This is a genomic window from Modestobacter sp. KNN46-3, from assembly GCF_011039295.1.
Genome location: NZ_JAAKGN010000064.1, coordinates 1 through 25453 on the forward strand (window position 1 = coordinate 1; position 25453 = coordinate 25453).

The 25453-nt window shown below is 75.3% G+C and carries 23 protein-coding genes; 13 read left to right on the plus strand and 10 right to left on the minus strand.

The genetic code is table 11. The features are described 5' to 3' along the window. Positions 1–267: DUF1206 domain-containing protein (locus G5C62_RS14535; RefSeq protein ID WP_164701554.1), on the plus strand; the 267-nt coding region annotated here is incomplete at its 5' end. 34 nt (positions 268–301) lie between these two features. Here the strand turns inward: G5C62_RS14535 and G5C62_RS14540 are convergent. The 3 genes from G5C62_RS14540 to G5C62_RS14550 all read right to left on the minus strand — a co-directional run bounded on the left by G5C62_RS14540 (position 302) and on the right by G5C62_RS14550 (position 2380). Beyond that, positions 302–697: a GNAT family N-acetyltransferase gene (locus G5C62_RS14540; RefSeq protein WP_036335792.1), complete on the minus strand. Its 396-nt coding sequence runs from the start codon at positions 695–697 to the stop codon at positions 302–304. Between the two features lie 21 nt (positions 698–718). Further along, positions 719–1066 (minus strand): STAS domain-containing protein, encoded by a 348-nt coding sequence (locus G5C62_RS14545; protein WP_164701555.1) that lies wholly within the window; start codon positions 1064–1066, stop codon positions 719–721. 192 nt (positions 1067–1258) lie between these two features. Beyond that, positions 1259–2380, minus strand: coding sequence for a 5-methyltetrahydropteroyltriglutamate--homocysteine S-methyltransferase (locus tag G5C62_RS14550; RefSeq protein WP_164701556.1), 1122 nt, complete (start codon positions 2378–2380; stop codon positions 1259–1261). A gap of 101 nt (positions 2381–2481) precedes the next feature. Between G5C62_RS14550 and G5C62_RS14555 the strand changes: the two genes are divergently transcribed. Continuing rightward, entirely contained in the window at positions 2482–2820 is a 339-nt protein-coding gene (locus G5C62_RS14555; RefSeq protein ID WP_036335794.1) for a hypothetical protein, read from the plus strand. A 222-nt stretch (positions 2821–3042) separates the two neighbouring features. Next, positions 3043–3423, plus strand: coding sequence for a hypothetical protein (locus G5C62_RS14560; RefSeq protein ID WP_164701557.1), 381 nt, complete (start codon positions 3043–3045; stop codon positions 3421–3423). Here the strand turns inward: G5C62_RS14560 and G5C62_RS14565 are convergent. Together G5C62_RS14565 and G5C62_RS14570 are read right to left on the minus strand one after the other, a co-directional pair. Beyond that, complete coding sequence (locus G5C62_RS14565) at positions 3417–6386, minus strand: sacsin N-terminal ATP-binding-like domain-containing protein (RefSeq protein ID WP_164701558.1); 2970 nt, start codon at positions 6384–6386, stop codon at positions 3417–3419. The two genes, G5C62_RS14560 and G5C62_RS14565, sit on opposite strands and share 7 nt — an antisense overlap. Before the next feature lie 107 nt (positions 6387–6493). Beyond that, positions 6494–6763: a GlsB/YeaQ/YmgE family stress response membrane protein gene (locus tag G5C62_RS14570; RefSeq protein ID WP_036335797.1), complete on the minus strand. Its 270-nt coding sequence runs from the start codon at positions 6761–6763 to the stop codon at positions 6494–6496. Between the two features lie 282 nt (positions 6764–7045). Between G5C62_RS14570 and G5C62_RS14575 the strand changes: the two genes are divergently transcribed. The 4 genes from G5C62_RS14575 to G5C62_RS14590 all read left to right on the plus strand — a co-directional run bounded on the left by G5C62_RS14575 (position 7046) and on the right by G5C62_RS14590 (position 11733). Continuing rightward, positions 7046–8584, plus strand: coding sequence for an aldehyde dehydrogenase family protein (locus tag G5C62_RS14575; RefSeq protein ID WP_164701559.1), 1539 nt, complete (start codon positions 7046–7048; stop codon positions 8582–8584). A gap of 37 nt (positions 8585–8621) precedes the next feature. Continuing rightward, entirely contained in the window at positions 8622–9173 is a 552-nt protein-coding gene (locus G5C62_RS14580) for a DUF421 domain-containing protein (protein WP_081975334.1), read from the plus strand. 256 nt (positions 9174–9429) lie between these two features. Next, positions 9430–11118 (plus strand): DEAD/DEAH box helicase, encoded by a 1689-nt coding sequence (locus G5C62_RS14585; protein WP_206330648.1) that lies wholly within the window; start codon positions 9430–9432, stop codon positions 11116–11118. Positions 11119–11262: 144 nt separating this feature from the next. After that, positions 11263–11733 carry a hypothetical protein gene (locus tag G5C62_RS14590; protein WP_036336903.1) on the plus strand — a complete coding sequence of 157 codons (471 nt, stop codon included), beginning with the start codon at positions 11263–11265 and terminating at the stop codon, positions 11731–11733. 10 nt (positions 11734–11743) lie between these two features. On the opposite strand, the gene G5C62_RS14595 is transcribed toward G5C62_RS14590, so the two are convergent. Then, a complete protein-coding gene (locus tag G5C62_RS14595) occupies positions 11744–12424 on the minus strand; it encodes an alpha/beta fold hydrolase (RefSeq protein WP_081975428.1) in 681 nt (226 codons plus the stop codon). Between the two features lie 108 nt (positions 12425–12532). Here G5C62_RS14595 and G5C62_RS14600 point away from each other — a divergent pair, with 108 nt between their 5' ends. Next, positions 12533–13936, plus strand: coding sequence for an NAD(P)/FAD-dependent oxidoreductase (locus G5C62_RS14600; protein ID WP_241175902.1), 1404 nt, complete (start codon positions 12533–12535; stop codon positions 13934–13936). A gap of 88 nt (positions 13937–14024) precedes the next feature. Here the strand turns inward: G5C62_RS14600 and G5C62_RS14605 are convergent, their stop codons facing one another. After that, complete coding sequence (locus tag G5C62_RS14605) at positions 14025–15485, minus strand: benzaldehyde dehydrogenase (protein ID WP_036336907.1); 1461 nt, start codon at positions 15483–15485, stop codon at positions 14025–14027. 128 nt (positions 15486–15613) lie between these two features. Next, on the minus strand, positions 15614–16330 hold the full coding sequence (locus tag G5C62_RS14610; RefSeq protein WP_036336911.1) for a hypothetical protein: 717 nt from the start codon (positions 16328–16330) through the stop codon (positions 15614–15616). A 152-nt stretch (positions 16331–16482) separates the two neighbouring features. On the opposite strand from G5C62_RS14610, the gene G5C62_RS14615 reads away from it, so the two are divergent. Next, on the plus strand, positions 16483–17433 hold the full coding sequence (locus tag G5C62_RS14615) for a GGDEF domain-containing protein (protein WP_206330649.1): 951 nt from the start codon (positions 16483–16485) through the stop codon (positions 17431–17433). Between the two features lie 7 nt (positions 17434–17440). Here the strand turns inward: G5C62_RS14615 and G5C62_RS14620 are convergent, their stop codons facing one another. After that, a complete protein-coding gene (locus G5C62_RS14620; protein WP_164701562.1) occupies positions 17441–18424 on the minus strand; it encodes a hypothetical protein in 984 nt (327 codons plus the stop codon). A 19-nt stretch (positions 18425–18443) separates the two neighbouring features. Next, positions 18444–19259 carry an SDR family oxidoreductase gene (locus tag G5C62_RS14625; RefSeq protein WP_164701563.1) on the minus strand — a complete coding sequence of 272 codons (816 nt, stop codon included), beginning with the start codon at positions 19257–19259 and terminating at the stop codon, positions 18444–18446. 79 nt (positions 19260–19338) lie between these two features. Here G5C62_RS14625 and G5C62_RS14630 point away from each other — a divergent pair, with 79 nt between their 5' ends. The 4 genes from G5C62_RS14630 to G5C62_RS14645 all read left to right on the plus strand — a co-directional run bounded on the left by G5C62_RS14630 (position 19339) and on the right by G5C62_RS14645 (position 25326). Then, positions 19339–19692 carry a GntR family transcriptional regulator gene (locus G5C62_RS14630; RefSeq protein ID WP_036336271.1) on the plus strand — a complete coding sequence of 118 codons (354 nt, stop codon included), beginning with the start codon at positions 19339–19341 and terminating at the stop codon, positions 19690–19692. Then, a complete protein-coding gene (locus G5C62_RS14635) occupies positions 19689–20696 on the plus strand; it encodes a DUF1648 domain-containing protein (RefSeq protein ID WP_164701564.1) in 1008 nt (335 codons plus the stop codon). Before G5C62_RS14630 ends, G5C62_RS14635 begins: the two co-directional genes overlap by 4 nt. 90 nt (positions 20697–20786) lie before the next feature. Then, entirely contained in the window at positions 20787–24128 is a 3342-nt protein-coding gene (locus tag G5C62_RS14640) for a serine hydrolase (protein ID WP_164701565.1), read from the plus strand. Positions 24129–24135: 7 nt separating this feature from the next. Continuing rightward, on the plus strand, positions 24136–25326 hold the full coding sequence (locus G5C62_RS14645) for a M20 family metallopeptidase (RefSeq protein ID WP_241175903.1): 1191 nt from the start codon (positions 24136–24138) through the stop codon (positions 25324–25326). Positions 25327–25453 lie beyond the last annotated feature (127 nt).

A 25453-nucleotide genomic window follows, 5' to 3' on the forward strand; every position in this document is an offset into this window, starting at 1 on the left:
GACCGATGGGAACCACTGATCGAGCGGCTGGGCTCGTTCGGCTACGTGGCGAAGGGCATCGCCTTCACCGTCTCCGGCGGTCTGCTGGTGTACGCGGCGGCGACCCGGGACGTGTCGACGGCGACCGGCCTGGACGGCGCGATGAACGCGATCGGCGGCGTCCCCACCGGGCGGTGGCTGCTCACCGCGGTCGCCGTCGGCTTCATGGCGTTCGGCGTGTACGCACTGGTCCGGGCCCGCTACCCCGACCGCGACCCCGCGACCTGACCCGTCCTGACCACCAAAATGGCCATTTTGGTGGTCAGCGGAGTCGGACCAGGCCGGCGCCGGTCGGGGTGAAGCCGCACTCGTCCAGGTAGAAGCCGCGCAGGTGGTCGTCGAAGTCGACGTGCAGCCACTCGCAGCCCGACGCCTGCGCCCCGGCCACCGCCGTCTCGACCAGCGCCCGGCCGATCCCGGTCCGGCGCCGGTCGGCCCGCACCATCGTGTCCAGCAGGAAGGCGTGCACCCCGCCGTCCCAGGCGACGTTGACGAAGCCGACCAGTTCGCCGCTCTGCACGGCGGTGACCCAGCCGAGGCTGTGCCGCTCCAGCTGGGCGCCCCAGGCGTCGGCGAGCACCGGGTGCCCGAAGCCCTCGGCGTGCAGCACGTTGACGTCGGCGTCGGCGAACGGACCGCGCCACGTGTACTCGGTCATCGGCGCCGTGCCCTGCGCCGGTCAGTCGATGATGGTGAAGACGTCCCACAGGCCGGTGATCTGCAACGGCCGGGCGACGGCGCGCGTGGTGCCGCACCGCATCCGCAGGTCGCGGCCACCGGCCTGAGCCGACCGGTGTGCGGTCGCCAGGGCGGAGAGCCCGGCGGAGTCGAGGAAGGTGACCCCGCGCAGGTCCACCTCCACGGTCGTGGTGCCCGGGCGCTCGAGGACCTCGAGGAGGCAGCCGCGCAGCCCGGGAGCGGTGGCGGAGTCGACCTCACCGCTGACAGAGACGGTGCAGCCGGCCGACGAGGTGGCGGCGCGGACGTCGATGCGGGTGGGGTCGATGGCGACGTTGAGTGCGGTCATGCGGACCTCCGGCGTAGCTCGCGCGACCGGCGGCGCCGCCGACCGGTCTCGTGCGCCGAGCGATGTGGACTCGGTCGCGGCTGGTGGTTGAACCGCACCGCGAACGCTAGGGAAGAGGTCGGTTGGGCACAAGGGGCCTCCGGCGTGGCGCGCGTCGCCACGCCGAGGGAGCGGTCCCACGGACCGGGCGTGTCAGCCCCAGACCTCCTGCGCCGTCTCCACCACCAGGGCCAGCTTGGCCATCTGCTCGTCGCGGGTCAGCGCGTTCCCCTCCACGGTCGAGGAGAAGCCGCACTGCGGCGAGAGCGCCAGCTGCTCCAGCGGCACGTGCCGCGCGGCCTCGTCGATCCGGCGCTTGAGGTCGTCCTTGCGCTCCAGCTCCGGCCGCTTGCTGGTGACCAGCCCCAGGACGACGCGCTTTCCCGGCGGCACGAACCGCAGCGGCTCGAAGCCACCCGAGCGTGCGTCGTCGTACTCCAGAAAGAAGCCGTCCACCTCCAGCCCGCCGAACAGCGCCTCGGCGACGAAGTCGTACCCGCCCTCGGCGACCCAGGAGGACCGGAAGTTGCCGCGGCACATGTGCGTGGTGACGGTGAGGCCGTCGGGCCGACCGGCGAGGGCTGCGTTGATCTGCCGGATGTACCGCTCGTGCTGGTGTTCGGCGTCGCGTCCCTGCTCGGCGAGCTCCGCACGCTGCGCCGGGTCGTTGAGGTAGGCGAGGCTGGTGTCGTCGAGCTGGAGGTAGGTGCACCCCTGGGCCGCGACCGCCTGCACCTGCTGGCGGTAGGCGGCCGAGAGGGCGTCCCAGAAGCCGTCCTCGTCGGGGTAGACGGCCGGGTCGATCGCCGCAGCACCGCCCCGGTAGTGGACCATCGACGGCGACGGGATGGTCAACTTCGCCGTCTGCCCCGGCTGCACCTGCGACTGCAGGAAGGCCAGGTCGGAGCCGAAGATCGGTTCGTCGATCGACAGCGCCCCGTCCACCCGCAGGCCGGCCGGGGTGAAGTCGATCGTGCCGTCGGCGTTCCTGAAGTGGACCTCGATGTTCTCGCGGACCTTGCTGATGCCGTTGATCGCGTAGATGAAGTCCATGTGCCAGGACGCCCGGCGGAACTCGCCGTCGGTGGCGGTCGACAGGCCGACGTCGGCCTGCATGCGGACCACGTCGGCGATCGCCTCGTCCTCGACCCCGCGCAGCTCGGCGGCGTCGATCGCCCCGGCGGCGAACCGCTCCCGGGCGTCGAGCAGCGCCGGAGGGCGGAGCAGGCTGCCGACGTGGTCGGCACGGAACGGTGGGCCGGATCGGTCGGACATGTCCTCAGCATGCTCGGTCCACCGGACCCCGGCCTCTCCGGACGGCACCGGATCGGTGAGGCCGCGCCGGGCGCACAGCCGACAGGCGGATACTGGCCCGCATGTCGAAGCGGACCGTCGTCGCCGGCACCGTCTGGGTGGCCCTCACCGTGCTGGCCTTCGGCACCGACGCGATCCTGGGTGCCGTCGTGCTGATCTTCGGTGGCGCGGCGGTCGTCGTCGTCCAGCTGTCCAGCACCTGGTCGCAGCACCCGGACTTCGAGGCGCGCGAGGTCGCCCGCGCCCGACGGCGCAAGGTCAAGTGGGAGAAGAACGCCCCCCGCCGGGAGAAGGACGCCGCCCGCTACGCCGCCCACCAGGCGCGGCAGGCCGCCAAGGCGCGCGCCGCCCAGGACCGGACGGCCCGGGCCGAGACCGCAGACGACCGCCCGGCCTCCTGAGCCGAAAAGGGCTGGACGGCCCCGGACGACGTCCCTACCGTCCTCGACATGGGCGACACCTCGCTGCGGCTGCGGCTGCGCACCTCCTGAGCTGATCCGCGGGCGCTGTCACGCAGCCCCGCCGTCCGCCGGTCCAGCGACCGGCTGCGACCGCTCCTCCCCCGTTCCCGGCGTGCCCGCGCCGATGTCGCGGGCTGCCCGCTGCCCTCCCGGAGGTCCTCCATGTCAAGACCCACCCCTGCCGTCGACGGCCCGGCCGGCGCGGCCCGCGGCCAACTCGCCGACGACGCCCACGACGGCTTCGACCGGCTGACGCACGCGGTGCTCGCCGCACCCGGCGCCAGCCGGCAGCCCGCGCTCGGCGCGGTGCTGCGCGGCCTGCTGCCCGGCACCGCCGGGGTCCGCTGGCTGCACGCCGAGGGCCTGTCGCCGACCTCGCGAGCCGCGGACCTCACGGCCGCGCACTGGCTCTCCCTGCACGAGGCGTGGCTGGCCCACCAGCGGGCACCGCGCGCCGGGGGCCGGGCGACCGGGCACGGTCCGCGCCCGGACAGCCGGCACGGCCACGCACCCGGCGCGCAGGCCATCCCGCGCTACTACTGAGAGGGGTCCGGTGGGGGCGCGACGGCGTCCTCGGCAGCGAGCTCGGTGGCGCGGTGCGGGTGGGCGAACGCCTCGGCCAGCGCCTGCCGCAGCGGCCAGGCGCCGGCCCGCCAGGCCAGCGCCCGGCCCAGGGCGGCCGGCGTCCCGTCCACCGCGTCGACGTCGGCACCGGGCCACCAGGCCACCTCGACCCCACCGGTCACGGTCAGCGTCGGGTGCACGGCGACCGACCCGGTCAGCGCGGTCAACCCCAACCGGGCGGCGGCCAACCCGGCACCGGGCACCTCCGCCCAGCCGACGGTCCGGGCCGGGCGACTGGTCACCCGGGCGGCGACCTGCTCGCTGGCCAGCGGCACGTCCAGCAGGTCGGCGACCGCGTCGGGGCGGCCACCGGCGGGCACCACGGCCGATGAGACCAGTGGCTGTAGCCACGGGGCGTCCAGCACGACCGCCGCGTCGCTGACCTGGGCCGGAGCGGTCCGGACTCCCGCCGGCGGGTCGACGTCCACGCCGTCCAGCGCGTCGGCGAGCTGGGCGTACACCGTGCGCAACACCGCCGGGGAGACCGTGCGCGCCGGGTCCCCGAGCCGGTCGAGCAGGTCGATCGCGTCGTCGACGTCGGCCAGCACGTCGGCCACCGTGGCCGGGACGCCGAGCAGGTCGAGCACGGCGTCGGGGAGGTCGCCGACCGGTTCGTACAGTCCCTGTAAGTCGCAAGCGCCCGGAGCGCGGAGCCGGGCCGGCCGCGCTCCGTCGAGGACCGGCGAGGTACGCAGCCACCAGCGCAGATAGCCGGGGACGACGGTGCCGCCGAGGTCGAGGTCGGCCCGGGCGGCCGGCGGCAGGGCGGCGAGGAGCGGCAGCGCGGACTCCCAGTCGCGCACCAGCTCCAGGTCGCGCACCGCGGTGAGCACCGGCCACTCCGGCGGCGGCGCATCGGCCGGCAGTCGGTCCAGCACGGCGTCCACCCACTCCTCGACCCGGTCGACGTCCAGGTCGTCGGGGTCCTCGGCGGTCAGCAGGGCGAAGGTGTCCAGCACGCCCACCGCGCGCAGGGCGTCCACGTCCTGGCCACGGGCGAACTCCACGTCGAGCGCGCCGAGCGCCCCGGGCGCGAGCACGTCGGCCAGCGGCGACCCCGGGCGCACCAGCTCCCCGGCGGGCGTCCAGCCGCCGTCGTCGTCGGGCAGCGCCAGCTCCGCCAGCCACGGCAGCTCCCCGGGGGCCGGCGCCGCGGCGACGACGAGGGTGAGGACGGCGACGGCCAGCGGCTCGACGTCCGCACCGCCGTCGGCCCGGTCCAGCGAGCTCTCCACCGCCGCGCGCACGTCGGGGTCGGCGAGCACCGCGGCTGCGGTCGCCGGCCGCGCACCCAGCCGCTCCAGGACCCGCCGAGCCGGACCGGCCGCCACGGCGGGGTCGGCGATCCGCAGTCCGAGCGGAGCCAGCCGCGCAGCGGGCAGCGACTCGTCGGCGAGCAGCACACCGGCCGGGGTCTGCGCCGTCCGCCCGTCGGCCAGCGGCACCGGCAGGGCGGCCAGCTCGTCCCGGTCAGCGCCGTCCAGCGCGCCGTAGAGCCGGGCCCACCACTCCCCTGGCCGCCGCACCCCGCGCACTGCCTCCACCACGTCGGCCCACCCGGCGCGCCGCACGCCGAGGGCGGCCAGCACCCGGGCGTCGGTACGCCGGGACCAGCCGGCGGGCAGCAGGCCGGGGAGCACGCCGACCAGGGCGGCGACCCGGTCGTCGGTCGGGTCGTCCAGCGCCACGGCCCGGTCCGGGCGCAGCGGCGGCTCCTCCGGGTCGGCGGCCGGCAGCCACGAGGTCGCGGTGACCCGGTCGAGCACCGCCCGGCACACCGCGGCGTCCAGGTCGGCAGCCGCCAGCCCGACCGCCGGCACCAACTGCAGCAGCACCGGGTCGGCGGGCAGCGTGGCGAGCAGGTCGGCGTAGCCGTCGGCTGCCACCTCGACGAGTGCGTCGGTCACCGGACCGGGGGCCACGTGCCGCCGGTCCGGGCCCAGGGGGAAGGGGGCGATCAGCCGGGCCGGCAGCGACAGCGGCTCGTCGCTGGGGGTCGGCGCGTGCAGCACCTGCCGGCCGGCCAACGGGAGCGGCACCCCGTCGTCGTCGACCGGGACGGCCCAGGTGACGGCGTACCGGCGGCGCTCGCGCTCCTCGACGGGCCGGTCGGTGAACAGCGCCGCCGGCAGCTCACCGGTGCGCTGCACCAGCTGCCAGGTCGTCACCGTGTCCTCGCCGGCCAGCCGGACCCGTGTGCCGTCGTCCTCGCGGGTGGAGGTGCGGACCCGGCCGTCGAGCACCACGTCGACGCGGCTCAGCGCGGGCAGCGCCAGCAGCACCTCTGGCTCCAGTGACTGCAACGACGTCCGCACTGCGGCGACGGCGTCCGGCCGCAGCGGCAGCACGACCTCGGTGGCGAACCCGGCCGCGGGCCGGCCGTCGATCTCGAACGGCAGACGCAGCACCGGGACGGCACCGCCCCGGCGGGCCAGCTCGGGCCCGAGGGCGGGGACGGCGGCGATCGCCGTGCGGGTGTCGGCGGCGCTGAACCGCACGGAGCGGTCGGTGGACAGGACGGCGGGCTCGTCGGTCACCGCGAGCACGGCCGCGAAGCCGACGCCGAAGCGGCCGACGGTGTCGCCGGTGTCCCGCTTGGCCGACGCCCGCAGGGTCGCCAGCGCCTGGACGCCGTCGTCGTCCAGCGCCGCCCCGGTGTTGGCGGCCCGCAGGACGCCGTCGGTCAGGTCGAGCCGGAGGTGCCCCCGGACCCCGGCCCGGCTCGCCGCGTCGGCGGCGTTCTGGGCAAGCTCCACGAGGAGCCGGTCGCGGTAGCCGCCGCGAACCAGATCCTCCTCGGCGTTGGCGTCCTCCCGGAACCGGGCCGGGGAGTCGGTCCAGGCAGCCAGCACCCGACGGCGCAGTTCGGCGGGGGTGGGCACCCGGGCAGCATGCCGGAGGAGCGCGTCGGGGACGTGCCCGGACAGACGTCGAGGGCCCGGCCAGTGCGGCCGGGCCCTCGACGTCTGTCAGGGAGTTCAGGCTCCCGTCAGCGTGAGATGTTCTTGCGCCCCGTGGTCATGACGTAGATCCCGAGCACGATGATCGCGCCGATGATCGAGCCGATGATGCCGGCGGTGCCGATCTCGAAGCCGTCGCCGGTGAGGAGACTGCCGAGCAGGTTGCCGACCAGCGAGCCGACGATGCCGAGCACGATCGTCAGACCGATGCCGAGGTCCTGCTTGCCGGGGATGACGGCGCGGGCGATGAACCCGGCGATGGCGCCGATGACGATCAGTACGATGATGTTCCAGATCATGTGTGCCTCCTCGTGTCGACGGCGGACCGTCGTGCGTCCTGGCGTCTCCAGTAAGCGGTTGGTGATGTCCCCGGAACAGGCCCTGATCAAACGCCGAGATGATCTAGGTTCATCACATTGAGTGACAGTGGGCCGCGTCGTGGTCCACCGGATCGCTCACGATCACGGCCTGACCAGGCGCTTCTCTTTCACGCCAGCGACCCACCTCACGCTTCGTGACCTCAGCCACTCGCCTGTCACCGCACCGCTCGGCACGGCATACCGCCCAGTAACCTGGCTCACATGCCGCTCAGCGAGGAGTCGGCCAGTGTCCCGGGCAGCACCGCCGGGACGGTGGCCCGCCACGACACGACCGAGACCTTCGAGTCGACGGACCCCGCCACCGGCGGCGTCGTCCAGGTGTTCCCGGTCCACGACGCCGACGCCGTCCGGGAGACCGTCGCCCGGGCGCACCGGGCCGCCGAGAGATGGGCCGCGCTCGGCTCCGCCGAACGCGAGCTCCGGCTGGCGGCCTACCGCGGTCACCTCGCCCGACGGGTGCACGAGCTGGCCGACCTCGTGCACCGGGAGAACGGCAAGCCGCGCGCCGACGCGATCCTGGAGATCACCCTCGCCGTGGACCACCTGGCCTGGGCCGCCGGGCACGCGGAGAAGACCCTCGGCCCCCGTCGGGTCAAGGCCGGGATGCTGGCGGCCAACCACGCGGCGTACCTCGAGTACCAGCCGCTGGGCGTCGTCGGCGTGATCGGACCGTGGAACTACCCCGTCTTCACCCCGATGGGCTCGATCGCCTACGCGCTGGCCGCCGGCAACGCCGTCGTCTTCAAGCCCAGCGAGTTCACCCCCGCGGTCGGCGCCTGGCTGGTCGATGCCTGGCACGCCGCGGTCCCCGACGTCGCCGACGTCCTCCAGCTGGTCACCGGGTTCGGGGAGACGGGTGCCGCCCTCTGCCGGGCCGGGGTCGACAAGCTCGCCTTCACCGGGTCGGCCGCCACCGGCCGGAAGGTGATGGCCGCCTGCGCCGAGACCCTCACACCCGTGCTCATGGAGTGCGGCGGCAAGGACGCGATGATCGTCGACGACGACGCCGACGTCAGCGCCGCCGCCGACGCCGCGGTGTGGGGGGCGATGAGCAACGCCGGGCAGACCTGCATCGGGATCGAGCGGGTCTACGCCACCAGCGCCGTCTACGACCGGTTCGTCGCCGAGGTCACCCGCCGGACGGCCGCGCTGCGGCCGGGTTCGGACGACGCGGCGGCCTACGGCCCGATGACCATGGCGAGCCAGACGGATGTCGTCCGCCGGCACCTGGACGACGCGGTGGCCGCCGGCGGACGGGCGGTGACCGGTGCGACCGTCGAGGGCGGGTTCGTCGCCCCCACCGTGCTGCTCGACGTGCCGGAGAGCTCCGCCGCCGTCCGGGAGGAGACCTTCGGCCCGACCCTGACCATCGCCGAGGTGGCCGACGCCGAGGAGGGCCTGCGCCGGGCCAACGACTCCACGATGGGGCTGGGCGGCTCGGTGTTCAGCGGGTCGACGGACCGGGCGATGGACCTGGCCCGCCGGATGCGCAGCGGGATGACCTCGATCAACTCGGTCCTCACCTTCGCCTCGGTGCCGGCGCTGCCGTTCGGCGGGGTCGGGGAGAGCGGGTTCGGCCGGATCCACGGCGAGGACGGGCTGCGCGAGTTCGCCCGGGCCAAGGCGATCACCCGGCAGCGGGTCGGGCTGCCGGTGGACCTGATGAGCTTCGGCCGGCCGGCGAGCGCCGCCGACGTGCTCGCCCGGGTGATGGGCCTGGTGCACGGCCGGCACCGCTGAGGAGCGCCCGGCCGTGGCGAGCAGGTCACATCCGGACATGGCCGGGCTCGACCGGGGGCATGGCCAGGGCATGCCCCTCTCCGACGTCCTCCTCGGCGACCCCGCTGCCGCCGGGTACGCCGCTCTCAAGGCCGTGCTCCTCTTCCTGACCGCGCTCCTGGTCCTCCGGTTCAGCGAACGCCGCACCGTCGGTCAGATGACCCCCTACGACTTCATCGTGGCCGTGGCGATCGGCGCCATCGTCGGACGCACCGCCACCTCCTCGCAGACGCCCTGGCTGACCGGGGCGCTCGCCCTGCTGGCCCTGGCGGTCGTGCACACAGCGGTCAGCCGGCTGCGGTTCCTGCCCGGGGTGCACCGCGCGATCGACCCCCGGGTGCACGTGCTCATCCGGGACGGCGAGGTGGACCGGCACAAGCTCCGCCGCGCGGGCCTGCTCGACGTGGACCTCGCCGCCCTGCTCCGCCAGCAGGGGATCTCGGACGTCAGCGAGGTCCATCTCGCGGTCTTCGAGTCCAAGGGGGGCATCTCGGTGCTCAGCTCACCCTCGCAGCGAGCCGACACCTCCACCGACCCGACCGGGCAGTGACCGGGGAGCCGGACACCCCGATGTGACCAGTCCCTCCCCCGCCTGCGCCCGGTGACCGGCCGGGTCTGGCAGAGTGAGGGACACCGGCGCCGCCCCCCGCTCATCCGAGAGCAGGTGGACTCGACGTCGGCGCGAGGCTGCGCCACCGAGGCGCGCCGGCGACCCGACGTCCGACCCGGACCAGCGATGCGGCCCCCTGCGGTGGCCCCGCCCGCGGTGGACGAACGGTGGCCACCGGAGTGTTGAGGACCCCCAGATGACCAACTCCTTCCCCCCTGCCCAGAACGACAGCGCTGACCGCCCGCGCCGTCGCGCGACCCGTCCGTCCGCCGCCCCCGCGTCGAGCACCAGCTCCCCGGCCTTCCGCGCCCCCGCCGCGCCGCCGGCCGAGGGCAGCGCGGAGGGCAACCGCCGCCGTCGTGGCGGCCGTGGCCGTGGCGCCGGTCCCCGTCCGGAGGGCCAGCCGACCGCCCCCCGCGCCGACGAGCACGTGCCGGCCGCCCCGGTCGTGCCGACCGGCGACGTCCCCACCGTGCTGCCCACCGACACCACCTTCGCCGAGCTCGGCGTGCCCGCCCCGCTCGTCGAGGTGCTCACCGCCAGCGGCATCACCGCGCCGTTCCCGATCCAGGTCGCCACGCTGCCGGACACCCTGGCCGGCCGGGACGTGCTCGGTCGCGGGCGCACCGGCTCGGGCAAGACGCTGGCCTTCAGCATCCCGCTGGTCGCCCGGCTCGCCTCCTCCACCACCAAGCGCCAGCCCAAGCGGCCGCGCGCGCTGATCCTGGTGCCGACCCGCGAGCTGGCCAACCAGGTCGCCGCCGTGGTCGACCCACTGGCCCGCGCGCTGGGCATGCGGTCGACCGTCGTCTTCGGTGGTGTCGGGCAGAACCCGCAGGTGCAGGCGCTCGCCGGCGGGGTCGACGTGCTCATCGCCTGCCCCGGCCGGCTGGAGGACCTCATCGGCCAGGGTCACTGCGACCTCGGCGCCGTGGAGATCACCATCCTCGACGAGGCCGACCACATGGCCGACCTGGGCTTCCTGCCCGGCGTCAAGCGCCTGCTGGACCGCACCCCCAAGATCGGCCAGCGGCTGCTCTTCTCCGCCACCCTGGACAACGGCGTCGACGTGCTGGTCAAGCGCTACCTGGACCGGCCGACCACGCACTCGGTCGACCCGGCCGTGGCGCCGGTCTCGACGATGACCCACCACGTGTTCCGGGTCGACGCCGCCGACAAGGGCCAGATCGTGCAGGAGCTCGCCGCCGGGCTGGGCCGCAGCGTGCTGTTCACCCGCACCAAGCACCAGGCCAAGAAGCTGGCCAAGCAGCTGACCGCCGCCGGGGTGCCCGCCGTCGACCTGCACGGCAACCTCAGCCAGAACGCCCGCGAGCGCAACCTCGAGGCGTTCAGCAACGGCGACACCCGGGTGCTGTGTGCGACCGACATCGCGGCCCGCGGCATCCACGTCGACGACGTCGCGCTGGTCGTGCACGTCGACCCGCCCTCGGAGCACAAGGCCTACCTGCACCGCTCGGGCCGCACCGCCCGCGCCGGCGCCGGCGGCATCGTGGTCACCATCGCCACCCCCGACCAGGCCGGCGAGGTCCGCACCCTGGCCCGCCAGGCCGGGATCACCCCCGACGTGTCGGCGATCAAGCCCGGCGCCCGGGAGATCACCGCGCTGACCGGCCCGGCCGCACCGTACGTCGAGCCCGCCCCCGCACCGGCCCCGCAGCCGCAGGGCACCGGCGGAGGCGGCAACGGCGGCCGTCGTCGGCGCTCCGGTGGCGGTGGCGGCGCGGCACCGGCGGCGTCGTCCGGTGGCGGACGCGGCGGGCAGACCCGTTCGGCCGGCCCGGCGCGCACCCGCGCCGAGCTCGCTGCCCGGGCGGGGCAGGCCCCCAGCGGGGCCGGCCGCGGCCGAGGGCGCACCGGCCGCTGATCATCCCGGGTCGGGGGCGGTCTCAGCACTGCTGAGACCGCCCCCGACCCGTTCTCGTGGGCGACCTCCGGTCGCGCGACCGCCCGGCGACCGCGACGATGATGTTGAGCACTTCAGCAAACCCGTAGACGAGTAGAGGTCGCCATGCGCCTGCCCATCACCCCCAGCGAGATCGCCCCGCGCATCGCCACCGGGGCGTTCATCCTCAACTCCGGCCTCGGCAAGCGCGCCGCCGACGAGGCCACCGCGGCCGGGCTCCACGGCTTCGCCGCCGGCACCTACCCGGCGCTGAAGAAGGTCCCGGCGACCACCTTCGCCAAGGCGCTGTCGACGACCGAGATCACCATCGGCGCGCTGCTGCTGACCCCGTTCGTGCCCACGGCGGTCGCCGGCGCCGTGCTCACCGGCTTCTCCGCCGGGCTGCTGGGGCTCTACCTGCGCACCCCGGGGATGACCAAGCCGGGCAAGAGCGTGGCCCCCACCCAGGACGGGCTGCCGATCGCCAAGGACGTCTGGATGTTGGGCATCGGCATCGGCCTGCTCACCGAGGCCCTCGTCGGCCGGGAGGCCCGGGTCTCCGCGCGTCGGACGCGGTCCCGCTCCAGCCGCAGGTAGCCGCCGGAGGTCAGCCGGCCTGCTCCTCGTGCACCTCGGCGAGCAGGCCGGCCAGCAGGCCGGCGACGTCGTCCGGGCGGGTGTGCGGCGTCATGTGCGCCGCGCCCGGCAGCTCGACGAACCGGCCGCGAGGGGACGACCCGGCCAGGCGCACCGCCCAGTCCCGGGGACAGAGCGCGTCACGCTCCCCACGGACGACGACCACCGGCACGTCCACCCGGCGCAGCCGCTCGTCGATGCGGTCCGGCGCGGTCCGCCGCCACAGCGCGGTCATGTCCCGAGGCCCGGTCCGCAGCCACTGCGCGACGATGGACGGCACCTGCCACCACTGCTCGCGCACCGCCGTGCGCACCCAGCGACCGGCCAGCACCGGGATCCGGCGCATCCGCGGGTCGGTGGTCGGGCCGAGCAGCAGCACGCCGACCACCCGGGCGTCCCGCGCGGCGGCAGCAGCAGCCACCTGACAGCTCTGCGAGTGACCGACGAGCACGCAACGGCCCGGTCCGAGCGCCGCCAACAGCTGGTCGGTCAGCTGCGGCAGGGTGCCGACCGGCCCCCGGACACCCATGCCCGGCAGCCGCACCACCACCCCGCGGGTCCGCCGCAGGACCCGCGCCCAGGACCGTTCGTCCAGACCGAGACCTGGGACGCACACCGCGACGGGAACACCGTTCGCCTCCATGCTGCTCATGTGGATGCCGACTGTGTCCGGGACGACGGCGCCCCGTAGCGGAGGGCCCCCGCACGTTCCAGAGCAGTAGTGGGAGGATCAGTCATCATGACGACATCAGGAGCCAGTGTGACCACCGTGACCCAGCCGACCGGACGTCGCCCCCGGGTCGTCATCGTCGGATCAGGTTTCGGCGGTCTCTTCGCCGCCAAGCAGCTGAAGAAGGCCCCGGTCGACATCACGCTCGTGGCCAAGACGAGCCATCACCTCTTCCAGCCGCTGCTGTACCAGGTGGCGACCGGCATCCTCTCCGAAGGGGAGATCGCGCCGGCCACCCGGGAGATCCTCCGGGACCAGGCCAACGCCCGCGTGGTGCTCGGTGAGGTCACCGACATCGACCTGGCCGCCCGCACCGTCACCTCCACCGTCCTCGGCCGCACCACGGTGCACGAGTACGACGAGCTGATCGTGGCCGCCGGCGCCGGGCAGTCCTACTTCGGCAACGACCAGTTCGCCGAGTTCGCCCCCGGCATGAAGAGCATCGACGACGCCCTCGAGCTGCGCGGCCGCATCTTCGGCGCCTTCGAGCTCGCCGAGCTGGCCACCGACCCGGCCGAGATCGACCGGCTGCTGACCTTCGTCGTCGTCGGCGCCGGCCCGACCGGCGTCGAGATGGCCGGCCAGATCGCCGAGCTGGCCCGCCGCACGCTGCGCAAGGACTTCCGCCGGATCGACCCGACCAGCGCCCGGGTGATCCTGCTCGACGCGGCACCGAAGGTGCTGCCGCCGTTCGTCGACAAACTCGGCGAGAAGGCGCACAAGCAGCTCAACGAGATCGGTGTCGAGGTCCAGCTGGGCGCGATGGTCACCGACGTCGACGCCGACGGCATCGTGGTCAAGGACGGCGACGGCCACCAGCGCCGCATCCACGCCGCCACCAAGATCTGGGCCGCGGGCGTGCAGGCCAGCCCGCTGGGCAAGATCCTCGGCGAGCAGTCCGGTGCCGCGGTCGACCGCGCCGGCCGGATCTCGGTGCAGGACGACCTCACGCTGCCGGGCCACCCCGAGGTGCACGTGGTCGGCGACATGATCTCGCTCAAGCGGCTCCCCGGCGTCGCCCAGGTCGCCATCCAGGGCGGCAAGTTCGCCGCGGACGCCGTCAAGGCCCGGCTCGCCGGCCGGCCCACCGCCCCGGAGTTCACCTACTTCGACAAGGGCAGCATGGCGACCATCTCGCGGTTCCACGCGGTGGCCGACACCTGGAAGTTCCAGTTCGGCGGCTTCCTCGCCTGGGTGCTGTGGCTCGCGGTGCACATCATGTACCAGGTGGGCTTCAAGAACCGGTTCACCACGGTGATCCACTGGGCGGTCAGCTTCCTGGGCCGTGGCCGCTCGCAGCGGACCGCCACCCAGCAGCAGGTGTACGGCCGGCTGGCCCTGGAGGAGCTCGGCGCGGACTTCGAGGTCTCCAAGACCGGTGGTCGGCGGCACCTCGGCGAGCCGGTCGACGTCACCGGGCGCGACTCTGCCTGACCTGCACCTTGCCTGACCTGCACCCTGCCTGACGACGACGGCCCCGGTACCGCTGCTGCGGTACCGGGGCCGTCGTCGTGCAGGAGGGTCAGAACGGGTAGGCCGGCAGGTCCCCGCGCAGCGTGACCCACTGGGTCTCGGTGAACGCCTCGATGTTGGCCTGCGGGCCGCCGTGCCGGGAGCCGGTGCCGGAGGCGCCCACCCCACCGAACGGGGCCACCGCCTCGTCGTTGACCGTCTGGTCGTTGATGTGCACCAGTCCGGACGGGATCCGCTCGGCCAGCTGCAGGCCGGCGTAGACGTCGCGGGTCAGGATGCCGAGCGACAGCCCGTACTCGGTGCCGGCCGCCATCGCCGCCACCTCGTCCAGCGAGGAGAACGGCGTCACCGGTGCCACCGGGCCGAAGATCTCCTCCTGGTAGGCCGGGGAGTCGACGGGCACGTCGCCGAGCACGGTCGGCCGGTAGAACAGCCCCTCGTAGGTGCCTCCGGTGCGCACCGTGGCCCCGCTGTCGATGCTGGCGGTGACCAGCCCGTGCACCCGGTCGCGCTGGCCGGCGTCGATGATCGGGCCGAGCGCCACCTGGTCGCGCCAGGTGTCCCCCACCGGCAGGTTCTCGACCTTGCTGGTGAGGATGGCGGTGTACTCCTCGGCGATCGACTCGTGCACCAGGTGGCGGCTGGTCGCCATGCAGATCTGCCCCTGGTGGGCGAACGTGCCCCACGCGCCGACCGAGGCCGCGGCGGTCACGTCGACGTCGCCCATCACGATGAGCGCGGAGTTGCCACCCAGCTCCAGGTGGGCCCGCTTCAGGTGCTGACCGGCGAGCGCGCCGACCGAGCGCCCGGCCTTCGTGGAGCCGGTGAAGGCGATGACCCGGACGGCGGGGTCGGTGACCAGCGCCTGCCCGACGTCGGCACCGCCCGGCAGGACCTGGAACACCCCGGCGGGCACCCCGGCCTCCTCGAAGACGCGGGCGAACACCGCCCCGCCGCAGATGGCGGTGCGCGGGTCGGGCTTCAGGACGACCGCGTTGCCCAACGCCAGCGCGGGCGCGATCGCCCGGATGGCGAGGATGGTCGGCACGTTGAACGGCGCGATCACCCCGACGACGCCGGCCGGCACCCGCCGGGCGAACGACAGCCGGGGTGAGCCGCTGCGCAGCAGCTCACCGTAGGGGTGGCTGGGCAGGGCGGAGGCCTCGTAGCACTCCTGGGCGCTGGTGTGCACCTGGAAGTCGCCGAAGGGCTGGATGGCGCCGGACTCCCGGGCCAGCCACTCCTTGATCTCCGCGGCGTGCTCGGTCAGCAGGTCACCGGCCCGGCGGAGCACCGCGGCGCGCTGCTCGAACGGCAGCGCGGCCCACTCCCGCTGGGCCTGGGCGGCGCGGGCGCCGGCCTTCTCCACGTCGGCGGGGGTCGCCTTGCCGACCTCACCGAGCTCGGCACCGGTGGCCGGTTCGACCGCGGTGTAGGTGCCACCGCTGCCGTCGGTCCAGGAACCGGTCCAGATCTTGCCGCGCCACGCGCCGTCCTCGAGCAGTGCCATGTGTGCCTCGTCTCGTCGGTGAGTCGTCGTTGCCGGTTCTGTCATCTGCGCGCCCCGCTGTCACCCCGACTTCCGAGCGGCGGAAGCCGGACGTCCGGAGCCAGCGTGGCAGGGTCGTCCGCGCCGGCTCAGCGGTGCTGCCGGCGACTGCCCCCGTGCCAGTCTTCCTGCTGCCCGGCCTCGCCGGGGGTCACGCCGAAGGCGGGCAGCTGGGGCCGCTCGCGCAGGCTGCGCTTGAGCTCGGCGAAGCCGGGGAAGCTCGCCAGGCCGACGACGTGGTCCCACAGCTCGACGGCCTCCTCCTCCGACGGCAGCCGGCTGATCACCGGGCCGAAGAAGGCCACGCCCTCCGGCGGCTGGAAGTGCAGGATCGGGGTGCCGACGTCCTTGCCGGTCAGCGCGAGCGCCTCGTCGGTCTCGGCGCGGATCGTCGCGTCCCAGGACTCGTCGTCCAGCGCGTCGGCCAGCTCGGCCGGCAGGCCGACCTCGGCGAGCACCGGGGCGAGGAACTCAGCCGTGCCCCGCTGCCCCCGGTCCTCGTCCTCCTGGGGAGCGGACTCGAAGACCCGCCGGCCCAGCGCCTCGTACAGGTCGCCCACCACGTCCGGGCCGTGCTCGGCCCGGACCCTGGCCGCGACGCGGAGCAGCCGCAGTCCGGCGGTGTGGCCGGCCTCGTACTCGGGCGGGAACTGGGCCGCGTAGTCGACGTGTGCGTTGAGCAGCCGCAGCGAGATGAACCGCCACTCGACCCGGTGGTCGCGCTGGGCGCCGACCATCCGGACCCACTTGCTGGTCATCCAAGCGAAGGGACACACCGGGTCGAAGTAGAAGCGCAGGTCGGCCATCACCCGACCGTAGCCCTGGAACAGCGGCAGCACCTGGGGACCGCGACCCGCCGTTGGATCACCCGGACGAGTCGGCCCGGGGGGCCCGTGGTGCAGGCTCCTGCCCGGATCGCCGATGCACGCGGTGACATGGGGAGCGGCAGGTGGACGAGGTGACGGCGGACCGACGGGTCCCGGCCCGGGTCGGGTTGTTGGCCCTGCTGTACGGGACGGGCGGGCTGTTCTGCGTGGCCGGCGCGCTGCGACCGATGCACCCCGAGACCCCGGTGGCCCTCACCGGGGTGCTGGCCGCCGTCGGTATCGGTGGTGCGGCGGCGCTCCTCGCGCGCGGCGACCGGCTGTCGCAGGCCGGCGGGCACACCGCCCTGGCCGGCGTCTCGCTGCTGGTCGCCCTCCTCGCCTCCCGGTCGGTCACGGCCGTCGGCATCGTCGGGCTGGGCCCGGTGCTCATCGCGATCGGGCTGTACGCGGCACACTTCTGCTCCCTGACCGCGGCCCGGGCCCACGCCGGGCTGGCGGTCGGGACGGCGAGCCTGGGCGCTGCCGTCGCCCTCCCCTCGACCGCGGCGCTCCCGTGGCTGATGACCGCGGTCAGCGCCCTGCTCCTCACCGAGGCCCACGCCCGGCTCAACCGTGCCCTGCGCACCGATGCGGCCACCGATCCGCTCACCGGCCTGGCCAACCGCCGGTCCTGGGAGGCCGAGGCCGGCCGCACCCTGGCGCGGGCACTGCGCAGCGACGAACCGCTGACGGTCGCCTTGCTGGACCTCGACGACTTCAAGGCGGTCAACGACCGCGACGGGCACGGCGCCGGCGACCGGTTGCTGCAACAGGTGGCCGACCACTGGCAGTCGCGGCTGCGCACCGCCGACCTGCTCGGCCGCTACGGCGGCGACGAGTTCGTGCTGTGCCTGCCCGCCACCGACGGGCCGGGCGCACAGGAACTGCTCCAGCGACTGGACGGCGGCCCGATCAGCTGGTCGGTGGGGACGGCGACCGCCCGCGCCGGCGACTCGCTGGCCGCGCTGCTGCAGCGCGCGGACGCCGAGCTGTACGCCGGCAAACGACAGCGGACGGCGGGCCGCACCGACGGCGTCGGCTGACCGTCGCTCACCCGTCGGCGTCCGCCAGCTCCTCGGCCCGCGCCGCGGCGCGGTCCCGGATCGCGGCGGCGGTGTGCGCGCGGCGGACCGCGGCGTCCCGCCGGCGCTCGGCCTCCCCGACCGCGCCGGCCGCCTCGCCGGCCTGCCGCTCGACCCGGCGGAGCTCCTCGGCCAGCCGGGCAGCCCGCTCCTGGAGCTCGTCGCGCCGCTCCGCCGTCTCGGCCACCTGCTGCTCCGCCGCGGCCATGGCGGCGTCGGCGTCCCGGGCCACCCCGGCGGCCTCCTCGGCGTCCCGCCGGGCCTGCGCCAGCTCACGAGCGCTGCGCTCCTCGGCCTCCCGGCGACGCTCCTCGGCCTCCCGGCGACGCTCCTCCGCCTGCCTCCCCTGCGCCGCGTCGGCGCCCGGCGCCGCGCCCGCTCCGGTCCGGGCCTCCTGACCGCGGACCGGGGCCGGGGCCGCCCCGCCGGAGCGGATCGGGGTCGCCACCGCGCCAGCGAGGTCGACCGGCCCCAGGCCGCTGTAGGACAGGGCGGTGGTCAGCCGGCCGGCCCGCAGCGCCGTCCCGGCGTCGGGATCGGCGATCGCCGCCCGCAGGGTGCTCTCCACCTGGTCGGCGACCGCACTGCTGACGTCGTGCCCCTCCCGGTGCGCGACCGCACGCGCCTGCCGGGCCAGGGCGGCGACCACCTGGTTCCGCTGTCGGCCCAGCGCGCGCAGCTGGTCGGCGGAGAGGTCGACCTGGGCCTGCCGCAGCAGCTCCCCGAGCTCGAGCAGCTGGTCGACCTCCTCGGGCTGGCGGCGGACCAGCAGGTTGCAAACCCAGGCCGCCGTCGTGGGCTTGGGCAGTGCGGCGACCGCCTTCGCCAGCTCCTTGTGCCCGGCCGCGCGGGCCCGGTCCCGGGCAGCGGTGCGGGCGGCGACGAACTCCTCGGGGGCGACGGCGTAGAGCTCCTCGGCGATCGTCTCCAGGTCGTCGTCCAGCTCGGGCACCGGCACCTCTCTCGTGCGGTCAGGGGCGGCGCCAGTCGTCCGACGTCAGGTGCGAGCCGGCCTGCGGGCCCATCTGCATCATGCCGCCGTCCACGGCCCAGGAGGCGCCGGTGACGTAGGCCGCCGCGTCGGAGGCAAGGAACGCCACCACGGCAGCGACCTCGCGGGCATCGCCGGGGCGGGGCACCGGGATGCCCGGCCGGCGCTTGCCCGGCGCGGTCGGGTCCTCGTCCTCCTGCCCGGTCATCGCCGTGGCGATCTCGCCGGGGGCGACCGCGTTGACGGTGATGCCGTGCTCGCCGAGCTCGAGGGCGGCGACCCGGGTGAGCAGCCCGAGCCCGCCCTTGGCCGCGCTGTAGGCGGCGTTGCCGACCCGGGGCAGGTGCTCGTGCACGCTGGTGATGTTGATGATCCGGCCACCGCGGCCGGCGTCCACCATCCGGCGGGCGGCGCGCTGCAGGCAGAGGAAGGCGCCGTCGAGGTCGGTGGTGAGCACGGTGCGCCAGGTCTCGTAGTCGGTGTCCAGAACGGTCGACATGTGCCCGGTCCCGGCGTCGTTGACGAGCACGTCGAGGCCGCCGAGCGCGTCCGCCAGGTCGTCGACGACCGCAGCGGCGCCGGGCAGCCGGGTGAGCTTCAGGTGCCGCAGCTCGGCGCGCCGGCCGGTGCCGCGGACCAGCTCGGCGGTCTCCTCCCCCATGGCCCGGTCGCGGTACCAGGTGACGCCGACGTCGCAGCCCTGCTCGGCCAGGGCGACGGCGATCGCCCGGCCCATGCCCGACTCCGACCCGGTGACGACGGCGACGCGCTGCGGCTGCTCGGTGCTCTCGGTCATGACCGGCCGCTACCCGCTCCCGACCCGCGGGATGCAACCAAACTTGTTCTAGTCTGCATAGAACAGTTAGATTGCTGACGTGCTGGTGCGCATCGACCCCGACTCCCCGGCACCGCTGCACGCGCAGATCTCCGCGGCCGTGCGGCGGGGCATCGCCGTGGGCGAGATCGCCCCGGGCGAGCGCCTCCCCGGCGCCCGCGACCTGGCGGCCGCGCTGGGGGTCAACCTGCACACCGTGCTGCGCGGCTACCAGGAGCTGCGGGCCGAGGGCCTGGTCGAACTCCGCCGCGGCCGCGGCGCCCAGGTGCGCACCGACGCCGCACCGGCGGTCGCCGCGCTGCGCCAGGCGGTGCACGCGCTGGTCGGGGAGGCGCGGCGCCTGGGGCTCAGCGCCACCGAGGTCACCGAGATGGTCAGAGAGGCGATGGCATGAACCACGGACACGACATGGACCTCACCGGGGGACGGAGCCCGTTCCGCCGGGCCCGCGAGATCACCGCCGTCGCACTGCCGCTGGCCGTCTGGGCGGCCGGTGCTGCGCTGGTGGCGTCCTGGCGGCCGGAGCTGCCGATGCCGGTCGCTGTCCACTGGGGCACCGACGGCGCCGACGGCTTCGCCGCCCCGCTGCGCACGGTGCTGCTCACCGGCATCGTCCCCGCGCTGGGGGCGCTGGGCACGGCGCTGGTCCTGCGCGCCCGGCGCGTCGCCGCCCCCGAGCGCCGACTGGCAGCCGGCTCGGCGACCGGGATCTCCGTCTTCTGCGTCGGGCTCGTCGTCGGCAGCATCGCCGGGCAGCGCGGCCTCGTCGACCCCGCGGCGGCCCCCTCCCCCACCCTGGCCACCCTCGTCGCCGGCCTGCTCGCCGTCCTCGCCGGCGCGGCCGCCGCCCGGCTCCTGCCGGGCACACCTCCCGGAGCAGCACGGGCCTCCAGCGCCCCGCCGGAGACGGCCCCCCGGCTGCCCGTCGCCCCCGGCGAGCGGGCTGTCTGGTCCGGCCGGGCGACGATGGAGCCGGTCGGCCTCGCCGCGCTCGGCACCGGCGGCCTCGTGCTCGGCGGGTTGGTCCTCATCGGCACCGCACCGCCGGCGCTGCTGCTGGCCCCGGCACTGTTGCTCGCCGTCGGCCTGCTGTTCGGCTCCGCCCGCGTCTGGGTCGACGAACGCGGGCTGACGGTGCGCTCCCCGCTGGGCCGACCCGCCTGGCAGGTACCGCTCGCCGACATCGCCGAGGCCACCGTCGTCGACGTCCGGCCGCTGCGCGAGTTCGGCGGCTGGGGCTACCGGGTGGGCCGGGACGGGCGCCGGGCCGTCGTGCTGCGCGGGGGTGCGGCGGTCGAGGTGGTCCAGGGCGACGGACGACGCTTCGCCGTCACCGTGCCGGGCGCTCGGCAGGCCGCGGCGCTGCTCAACACCCTCGCCACCCGGCAGCGGGCCTGACCCGGCGCTGGTCGCAGCCACCAGCACACCCAGCAGCGCTTCGTCGACTCGTACGAAGAGCACTCGGAGCTCGGGCAGCAGGCTCGCCCCATGGGTCGACCACTCGCTCTCGAGGACGTGCACGCCCTGCAGCTGCCGGGCGAGCCCAGCGTCTCCCCCGACGGGCGCGCCGTCGTCTACGTGCTGCGCACCACCGACACCGCTGCCGACGCCGACCGGCACGCGCTCTGGCGGGTCCGCGCCGCGGCCGACGGCTGGGGCGCGCCGGCGCCGCTGACCCGGGGCACCGCCGACACCAGCCCGGCCTTCTCCCCCGCCGGCGACCGGGTCGCCTTCCTCCGCCGCGGCGACGGGCCGCCACAGCTGCACCTGCTGCCGGTCGACGGCGGCGAGGCCGAGCAGGTGACCGACCTGCCCGCCGGCGCCGGTGCCCCGGTCTGGAGCCCGGACGGGGACCGCATCGCCTTCACCGCGCCGGTCCGCCCGGCGGACCCGGACGAGCACGCGCCGATCAGCACCACCCGGATCGGCTACAAGGCCGACGGCGCCGGGCTGCTGCGCGAGGTCCGCCAGCACCTGCACGTGCTGGACCTGACGACCGGCGAGGTGCGGCAGCTGACCTCCGGCGACTGGCACGCCGGCCGACCGGCCTGGTCACCCGACGGCACCCGGCTGGCGTTCGCCGCGGCGACCGACCCCGACGCCGACCTCACCCACCGCACCCCAGCGCACGTGGTCGACGTCGCCGGTGGCCCACCCCGGAGAGTCGGTGACGGCCTGGGCTTGGCCGGCCCGGTGGTGTGGACCGCCGACGGCGAGGCGCTGCTGGTCACCGGCCAGCCCACGGTCTCCGTCGACCACACCGGCCTGCTCGTCCAGCCGCTGGACACCGTCCCCGCCGAGCGCGACCTGGCCGCGCCGCTGGACCGCAACGTGATGCCGGGGGGTCCCGGCTACCCCGGCGGGCTGCCGCAGCTCACCCGGGACGGCGCCGACGTCGTCTTCTGCGTCCGCGACCGGGGCTGCTCGCACGTCTACGCGACCGCCGTCGACGGGTCGGGCACGCCCCGCCCGGTGCTGACCGGCGCGGACGTCGTCGTCTCCGGGCTGTCGGTGGCCGGCGGGGCCGACGTCGCCGCCGTCGTCCTGGCCGACCCGACCAGCTACGGCGAGGTCGGCGTGGTCGACCTGCGCTCGGGCACCGTCACCCGGCTCACCACGCACACGGCGGACTCGCTCCCCGAGGTGGCGCTGGTCCGGCCAGAGCCCCGGACGTTCACCGTGCACGACGGCACGGAGGTGCACGGCTGGCTGCTGGTCGATCCGGCGACCCCGCAGCCGGCGCCGCTGCTGGTCGACGTGCACGGCGGCCCGCACAACGCCTGGTCGCCGGTGGCCGACGCCGCGCACCCGTACCACCAGGCGCTGGTCGCCGCGGGCTGGGCGGTGCTGCTGGTCAACCCGCGCGGCAGCGACGGCTACGGCCGGCGGTTCCTCACCGGCGCCGTCGGCGGCTGGGGCACCGCCGACGAACGCGACTTCCTGGACCCGGTCGACCAGCTGGTCGACGAGGGCGTGGCCGACCCGGCCCGGCTGGTGCTCACCGGCTACAGTTACGGCGGCTTCATGACCTGCTGGCTGACCGGCCGCACCGACCGGTTCGCCGCCGCGATCGCCGGCGGCGTGGTCGCCGACCTGACCAGCATGACCGGCACCAGCGACGCCGGGGAGGCGCTCGCGCTGGAGTACGGCGACCCGGTGACCGACCCCGACGCCGTGCGGGCGCTCTCGCCGATCACGAACGTGCACCGGGTCCGCACGCCGACGCTGGTGCTGCACGGCGGTGCGGACGAGCGCTGCCCGGTCGGCCAGGCCGAACAGTGGTTCACCGCGCTGCGCACCCAGCGCGTCCCCACTGAGCTGGTCCTCTTCCCGGGCGGCTCACACCTGTTCATCCTGGACGGCCGCCCGTCGCACCGGGTCGGCTACAGCCGGCGGCTGATCGCCTGGGCGGAGCAGCACGGGAACAGCCGCCCCGTCCTGGACGCCGCGCACTGGCAGCGGCGGCTGGACGAGCTCGCCGCGGCGCACCGCGTACCGGGGGCGGTGCTGGCGATCCGGCGAGTGACCCCGGGTGCCGACGACGAGCTGGTGGAGGCCGCCACCGGCGTGCTCACCAAGGCCACCGGGGTCGAGGTGACCACCGACTCGGTGTTCCAGATCGGCTCCATCACCAAGGTCTGGACGACGACGCTGGTGATGCAGCTGGTCGACGAGGGGAAGCTGGACCTCGACGCCCCGCTGGTCGAGGCGCTCCCGGAGCTGCAGCTGGGTGACCCCGACGTCGCCAAGCGGGTGACGATGCGGCACCTGCTCACCCACACCAGCGGCATCGACGGCGACGTCTTCACCGACACCGGCCGTGGCGACGACGTGCTGGAGAAGTACGTCGCCGCGCTCGCCGACGTCGCGCAGAACCACCCGCTGGGCGCCACGTTCTCCTACTGCAACTCCGGGTTCAACCTCGCCGGGCGGGTGGTCGAGGTGCTCACCGGCCAGACCTGGGACGCCGCCCTGCGCGAGCGGGTCATCGAGCCGCTCGGGCTCACCCACACCTCCACGCTGCCGGAGGAGGCGATCCTGCACCGCGCCGCCGTCGGGCACATCGCCGCCGAGCCCGGCGCCGAGCCGCAGCCGTCGCCGACCTGGCTGCTGCCCCGCTCGCTGAGCCCGGCCGGCCTGGTCAACGCCACCGCCCGGGACGTCACCGCCTTCGCCGCCGCACACCTGCGCGGGGGCGTGGCCGCCGACGGCACCCGGCTGCTGTCCGCGGAGTCGGCGGCGGCGATGACCACCGCGCAGACCGCCCTCCCGGACACCTGGTCGCTCGGTGACTCCTGGGGCCTGGGCTGGATCCGGTTCGACTGGCACGGGGCACGGCTGCACGGCCACGACGGCGGCACCCTGGGGCAGGGGGCGTTCCTGCGGGTGCTGCCCGGCGAGCGCCCGGGCCAGGGCCTGGTGGTGTCGCTGCTGACCAACGGCGGGGACATGCTGGACGTCTACGCCGACCTCTACCGCGAGGTCTTCGCCGAGCTGGCCGGGGTGACCATGGCCGACCGCCTGCAGCCGCCGGCCGAGCCACCGGCGGTGGACCTCACCCGCCACGTGGGCTCCTACGAGCGGAGCTCGGTGCAGACGGAGGTGTTCGAGCGCGACGGCGGGCTGGTGCTGCGCCAGACCGCGGTCGGCGCCGTGGCCGAGGCGACCGGCCAGCCGGTGCAGGAGCACGAGCTCGTGCCGGTGTCCGACGGACTGTTCGCGATGCGCGCCCCGGGTACCCAGGGCTGGACGGCGGTCACGTTCTACCAACTGGCCGACGGCAGCGCGTACGTGCACGCCGGCGGCCGCGCCAACCCGAGGAAGGGCTGATCCCCCGGTGACCCACCTGCTGCCCCACGACGTCCGACCCACCGAGTTCGACGCGCTGCTGCCGGCGATGCTGGCCGACCTCGAGGAGCTGGTGACCGTCGAGTCGCCCTCGGCCGACCCGGCCGCGGTGGCCGCCGGCGCGGCCCGGGTGGCCCGGCTGGGCGCGAAGGCGCTGGGGGCAGAGCCGGAGGTGCTCCTGCACGAGGGCTGCACGCACCTGCGCTGGCGGCTCGGTGCGGGCCCCCGCCGGGTGCTGCTGCTGTGCCACCAGGACACGGTCTGGCCACTGGGCACCCTGGCGGAGATCCCGTGGTCGGTGACCGACGGCGTGGTGCGCGGGCCGGGCTGCTTCGACATGAAGGCCGGCATCGTGCTCGCCTTCACCGCGCTGGCCCGGCTGCAGGCCGCGGGCGAGGACCTGGACGGGGTGAGCGTGCTGGTCACCGGGGACGAGGAGATCGGCTCCCCGACGTCGGCCGACCTGATCCGGACCGAGGCCGCCGGCTGCGCCGCGGTGCTGGTGCTGGAGGCCAGCGCCGACGGCGGTGCGCTCAAGACCGGCCGCAAGGGCGCCTCGATGTACGACCTGCTGGTGACCGGTCGGGCCGCCCACGCCGGGCTGGAACCGGAGAAGGGCATCAGCAGCACCGTCGAGCTCGCCCACCAGGTGCTGGCGATCGCCGATCTGGCCGACCCGGCGCTGGGCACCACGGTCACCCCGACGGTGCTCACCTCGGGCACCACCACGAACACCGTCCCGGCCACCGGCCGGCTCAGCGTCGACGTCCGGGCGCGCACCGCCGCCGAGCAGGAGCGGGTCGACGCCGGGATGCGCGCGCTGACCCCGCAGCTGCCGGGCGCGGTCCTCGAGCTGCGCGGCGGGATCAACCGGCCGCCGCTGGAGGAGACCGCCTCGGCCGGGCTGTTCGCGCTGGCCAGGGCGGTGTCGGCCCAGCTGGGCCTGCCGGCGCCGGCCGGGGTCACCGTCGGGGGCGCCTCCGACGGGAACTTCACCGCCGGCATCGGGGTGCCCACGCTGGACGGGCTGGGTGCGGTCGGCGGCGGGGCGCACGCCGTCGGCGAGCACGTGCTCGCCGACCAGCTCCCTGGCCGGGCCGCGCTCCTCGCCGGCCTGGTGCGGACGGTGCTGGACGGCGGGGGCGTTGGCGTCCCGGACGAAGAGCGCCCCGGTGAATGAGCACCCCGCACCAAGCCCGGGCGGGACCACCGCACCGACCATGGGCGGTGTGACCGACCTGATCGCCGGGACCCCGCTGCCCCTGCCCGCCACCGGGCCGGGTGGTCAGGGTGCGGCCCGCGCCGGC

What these genes read in the sequence shown, in the direction of transcription:
- G5C62_RS14570 (WP_036335797.1), bottom strand. Translation starts at nt 6,763, where the DNA reads ATGATCTGGAACATCATCGTACTGATCGTCATCGGCGCCATCGCCGGG.
- G5C62_RS14610 (WP_036336911.1), bottom strand. Translation starts at nt 16,330, where the DNA reads ATGGCCGACCTGCGCTTCTACTTCGACCCGGTGTGTCCCTTCGCTTGG.
- G5C62_RS14540 (WP_036335792.1), bottom strand. Translation starts at nt 697, where the DNA reads ATGACCGAGTACACGTGGCGCGGTCCGTTCGCCGACGCCGACGTCAAC.
- G5C62_RS14635 (WP_164701564.1), top strand. Translation starts at nt 19,689, where the DNA reads ATGAACCACGGACACGACATGGACCTCACCGGGGGACGGAGCCCGTTC.
- G5C62_RS14605 (WP_036336907.1), bottom strand. Translation starts at nt 15,485, where the DNA reads ATGGCACTGCTCGAGGACGGCGCGTGGCGCGGCAAGATCTGGACCGGT.
- G5C62_RS14595 (WP_081975428.1), bottom strand. Translation starts at nt 12,424, where the DNA reads ATGAGCAGCATGGAGGCGAACGGTGTTCCCGTCGCGGTGTGCGTCCCA.
- G5C62_RS14560 (WP_164701557.1), top strand. Translation starts at nt 3,043, where the DNA reads ATGTCAAGACCCACCCCTGCCGTCGACGGCCCGGCCGGCGCGGCCCGC.
- G5C62_RS14550 (WP_164701556.1), bottom strand. Translation starts at nt 2,380, where the DNA reads ATGTCCGACCGATCCGGCCCACCGTTCCGTGCCGACCACGTCGGCAGC.
- G5C62_RS14555 (WP_036335794.1), top strand. Translation starts at nt 2,482, where the DNA reads ATGTCGAAGCGGACCGTCGTCGCCGGCACCGTCTGGGTGGCCCTCACC.
- G5C62_RS14575 (WP_164701559.1), top strand. Translation starts at nt 7,046, where the DNA reads ATGCCGCTCAGCGAGGAGTCGGCCAGTGTCCCGGGCAGCACCGCCGGG.
- G5C62_RS14590 (WP_036336903.1), top strand. Translation starts at nt 11,263, where the DNA reads ATGCGCCTGCCCATCACCCCCAGCGAGATCGCCCCGCGCATCGCCACC.
- G5C62_RS14585 (WP_206330648.1), top strand. Translation starts at nt 9,430, where the DNA reads ATGACCAACTCCTTCCCCCCTGCCCAGAACGACAGCGCTGACCGCCCG.
- G5C62_RS14625 (WP_164701563.1), bottom strand. Translation starts at nt 19,259, where the DNA reads ATGACCGAGAGCACCGAGCAGCCGCAGCGCGTCGCCGTCGTCACCGGG.
- G5C62_RS14640 (WP_164701565.1), top strand. Translation starts at nt 20,787, where the DNA reads ATGGGTCGACCACTCGCTCTCGAGGACGTGCACGCCCTGCAGCTGCCG.
- G5C62_RS14545 (WP_164701555.1), bottom strand. Translation starts at nt 1,066, where the DNA reads ATGACCGCACTCAACGTCGCCATCGACCCCACCCGCATCGACGTCCGC.
- G5C62_RS14580 (WP_081975334.1), top strand. Translation starts at nt 8,622, where the DNA reads ATGGCCGGGCTCGACCGGGGGCATGGCCAGGGCATGCCCCTCTCCGAC.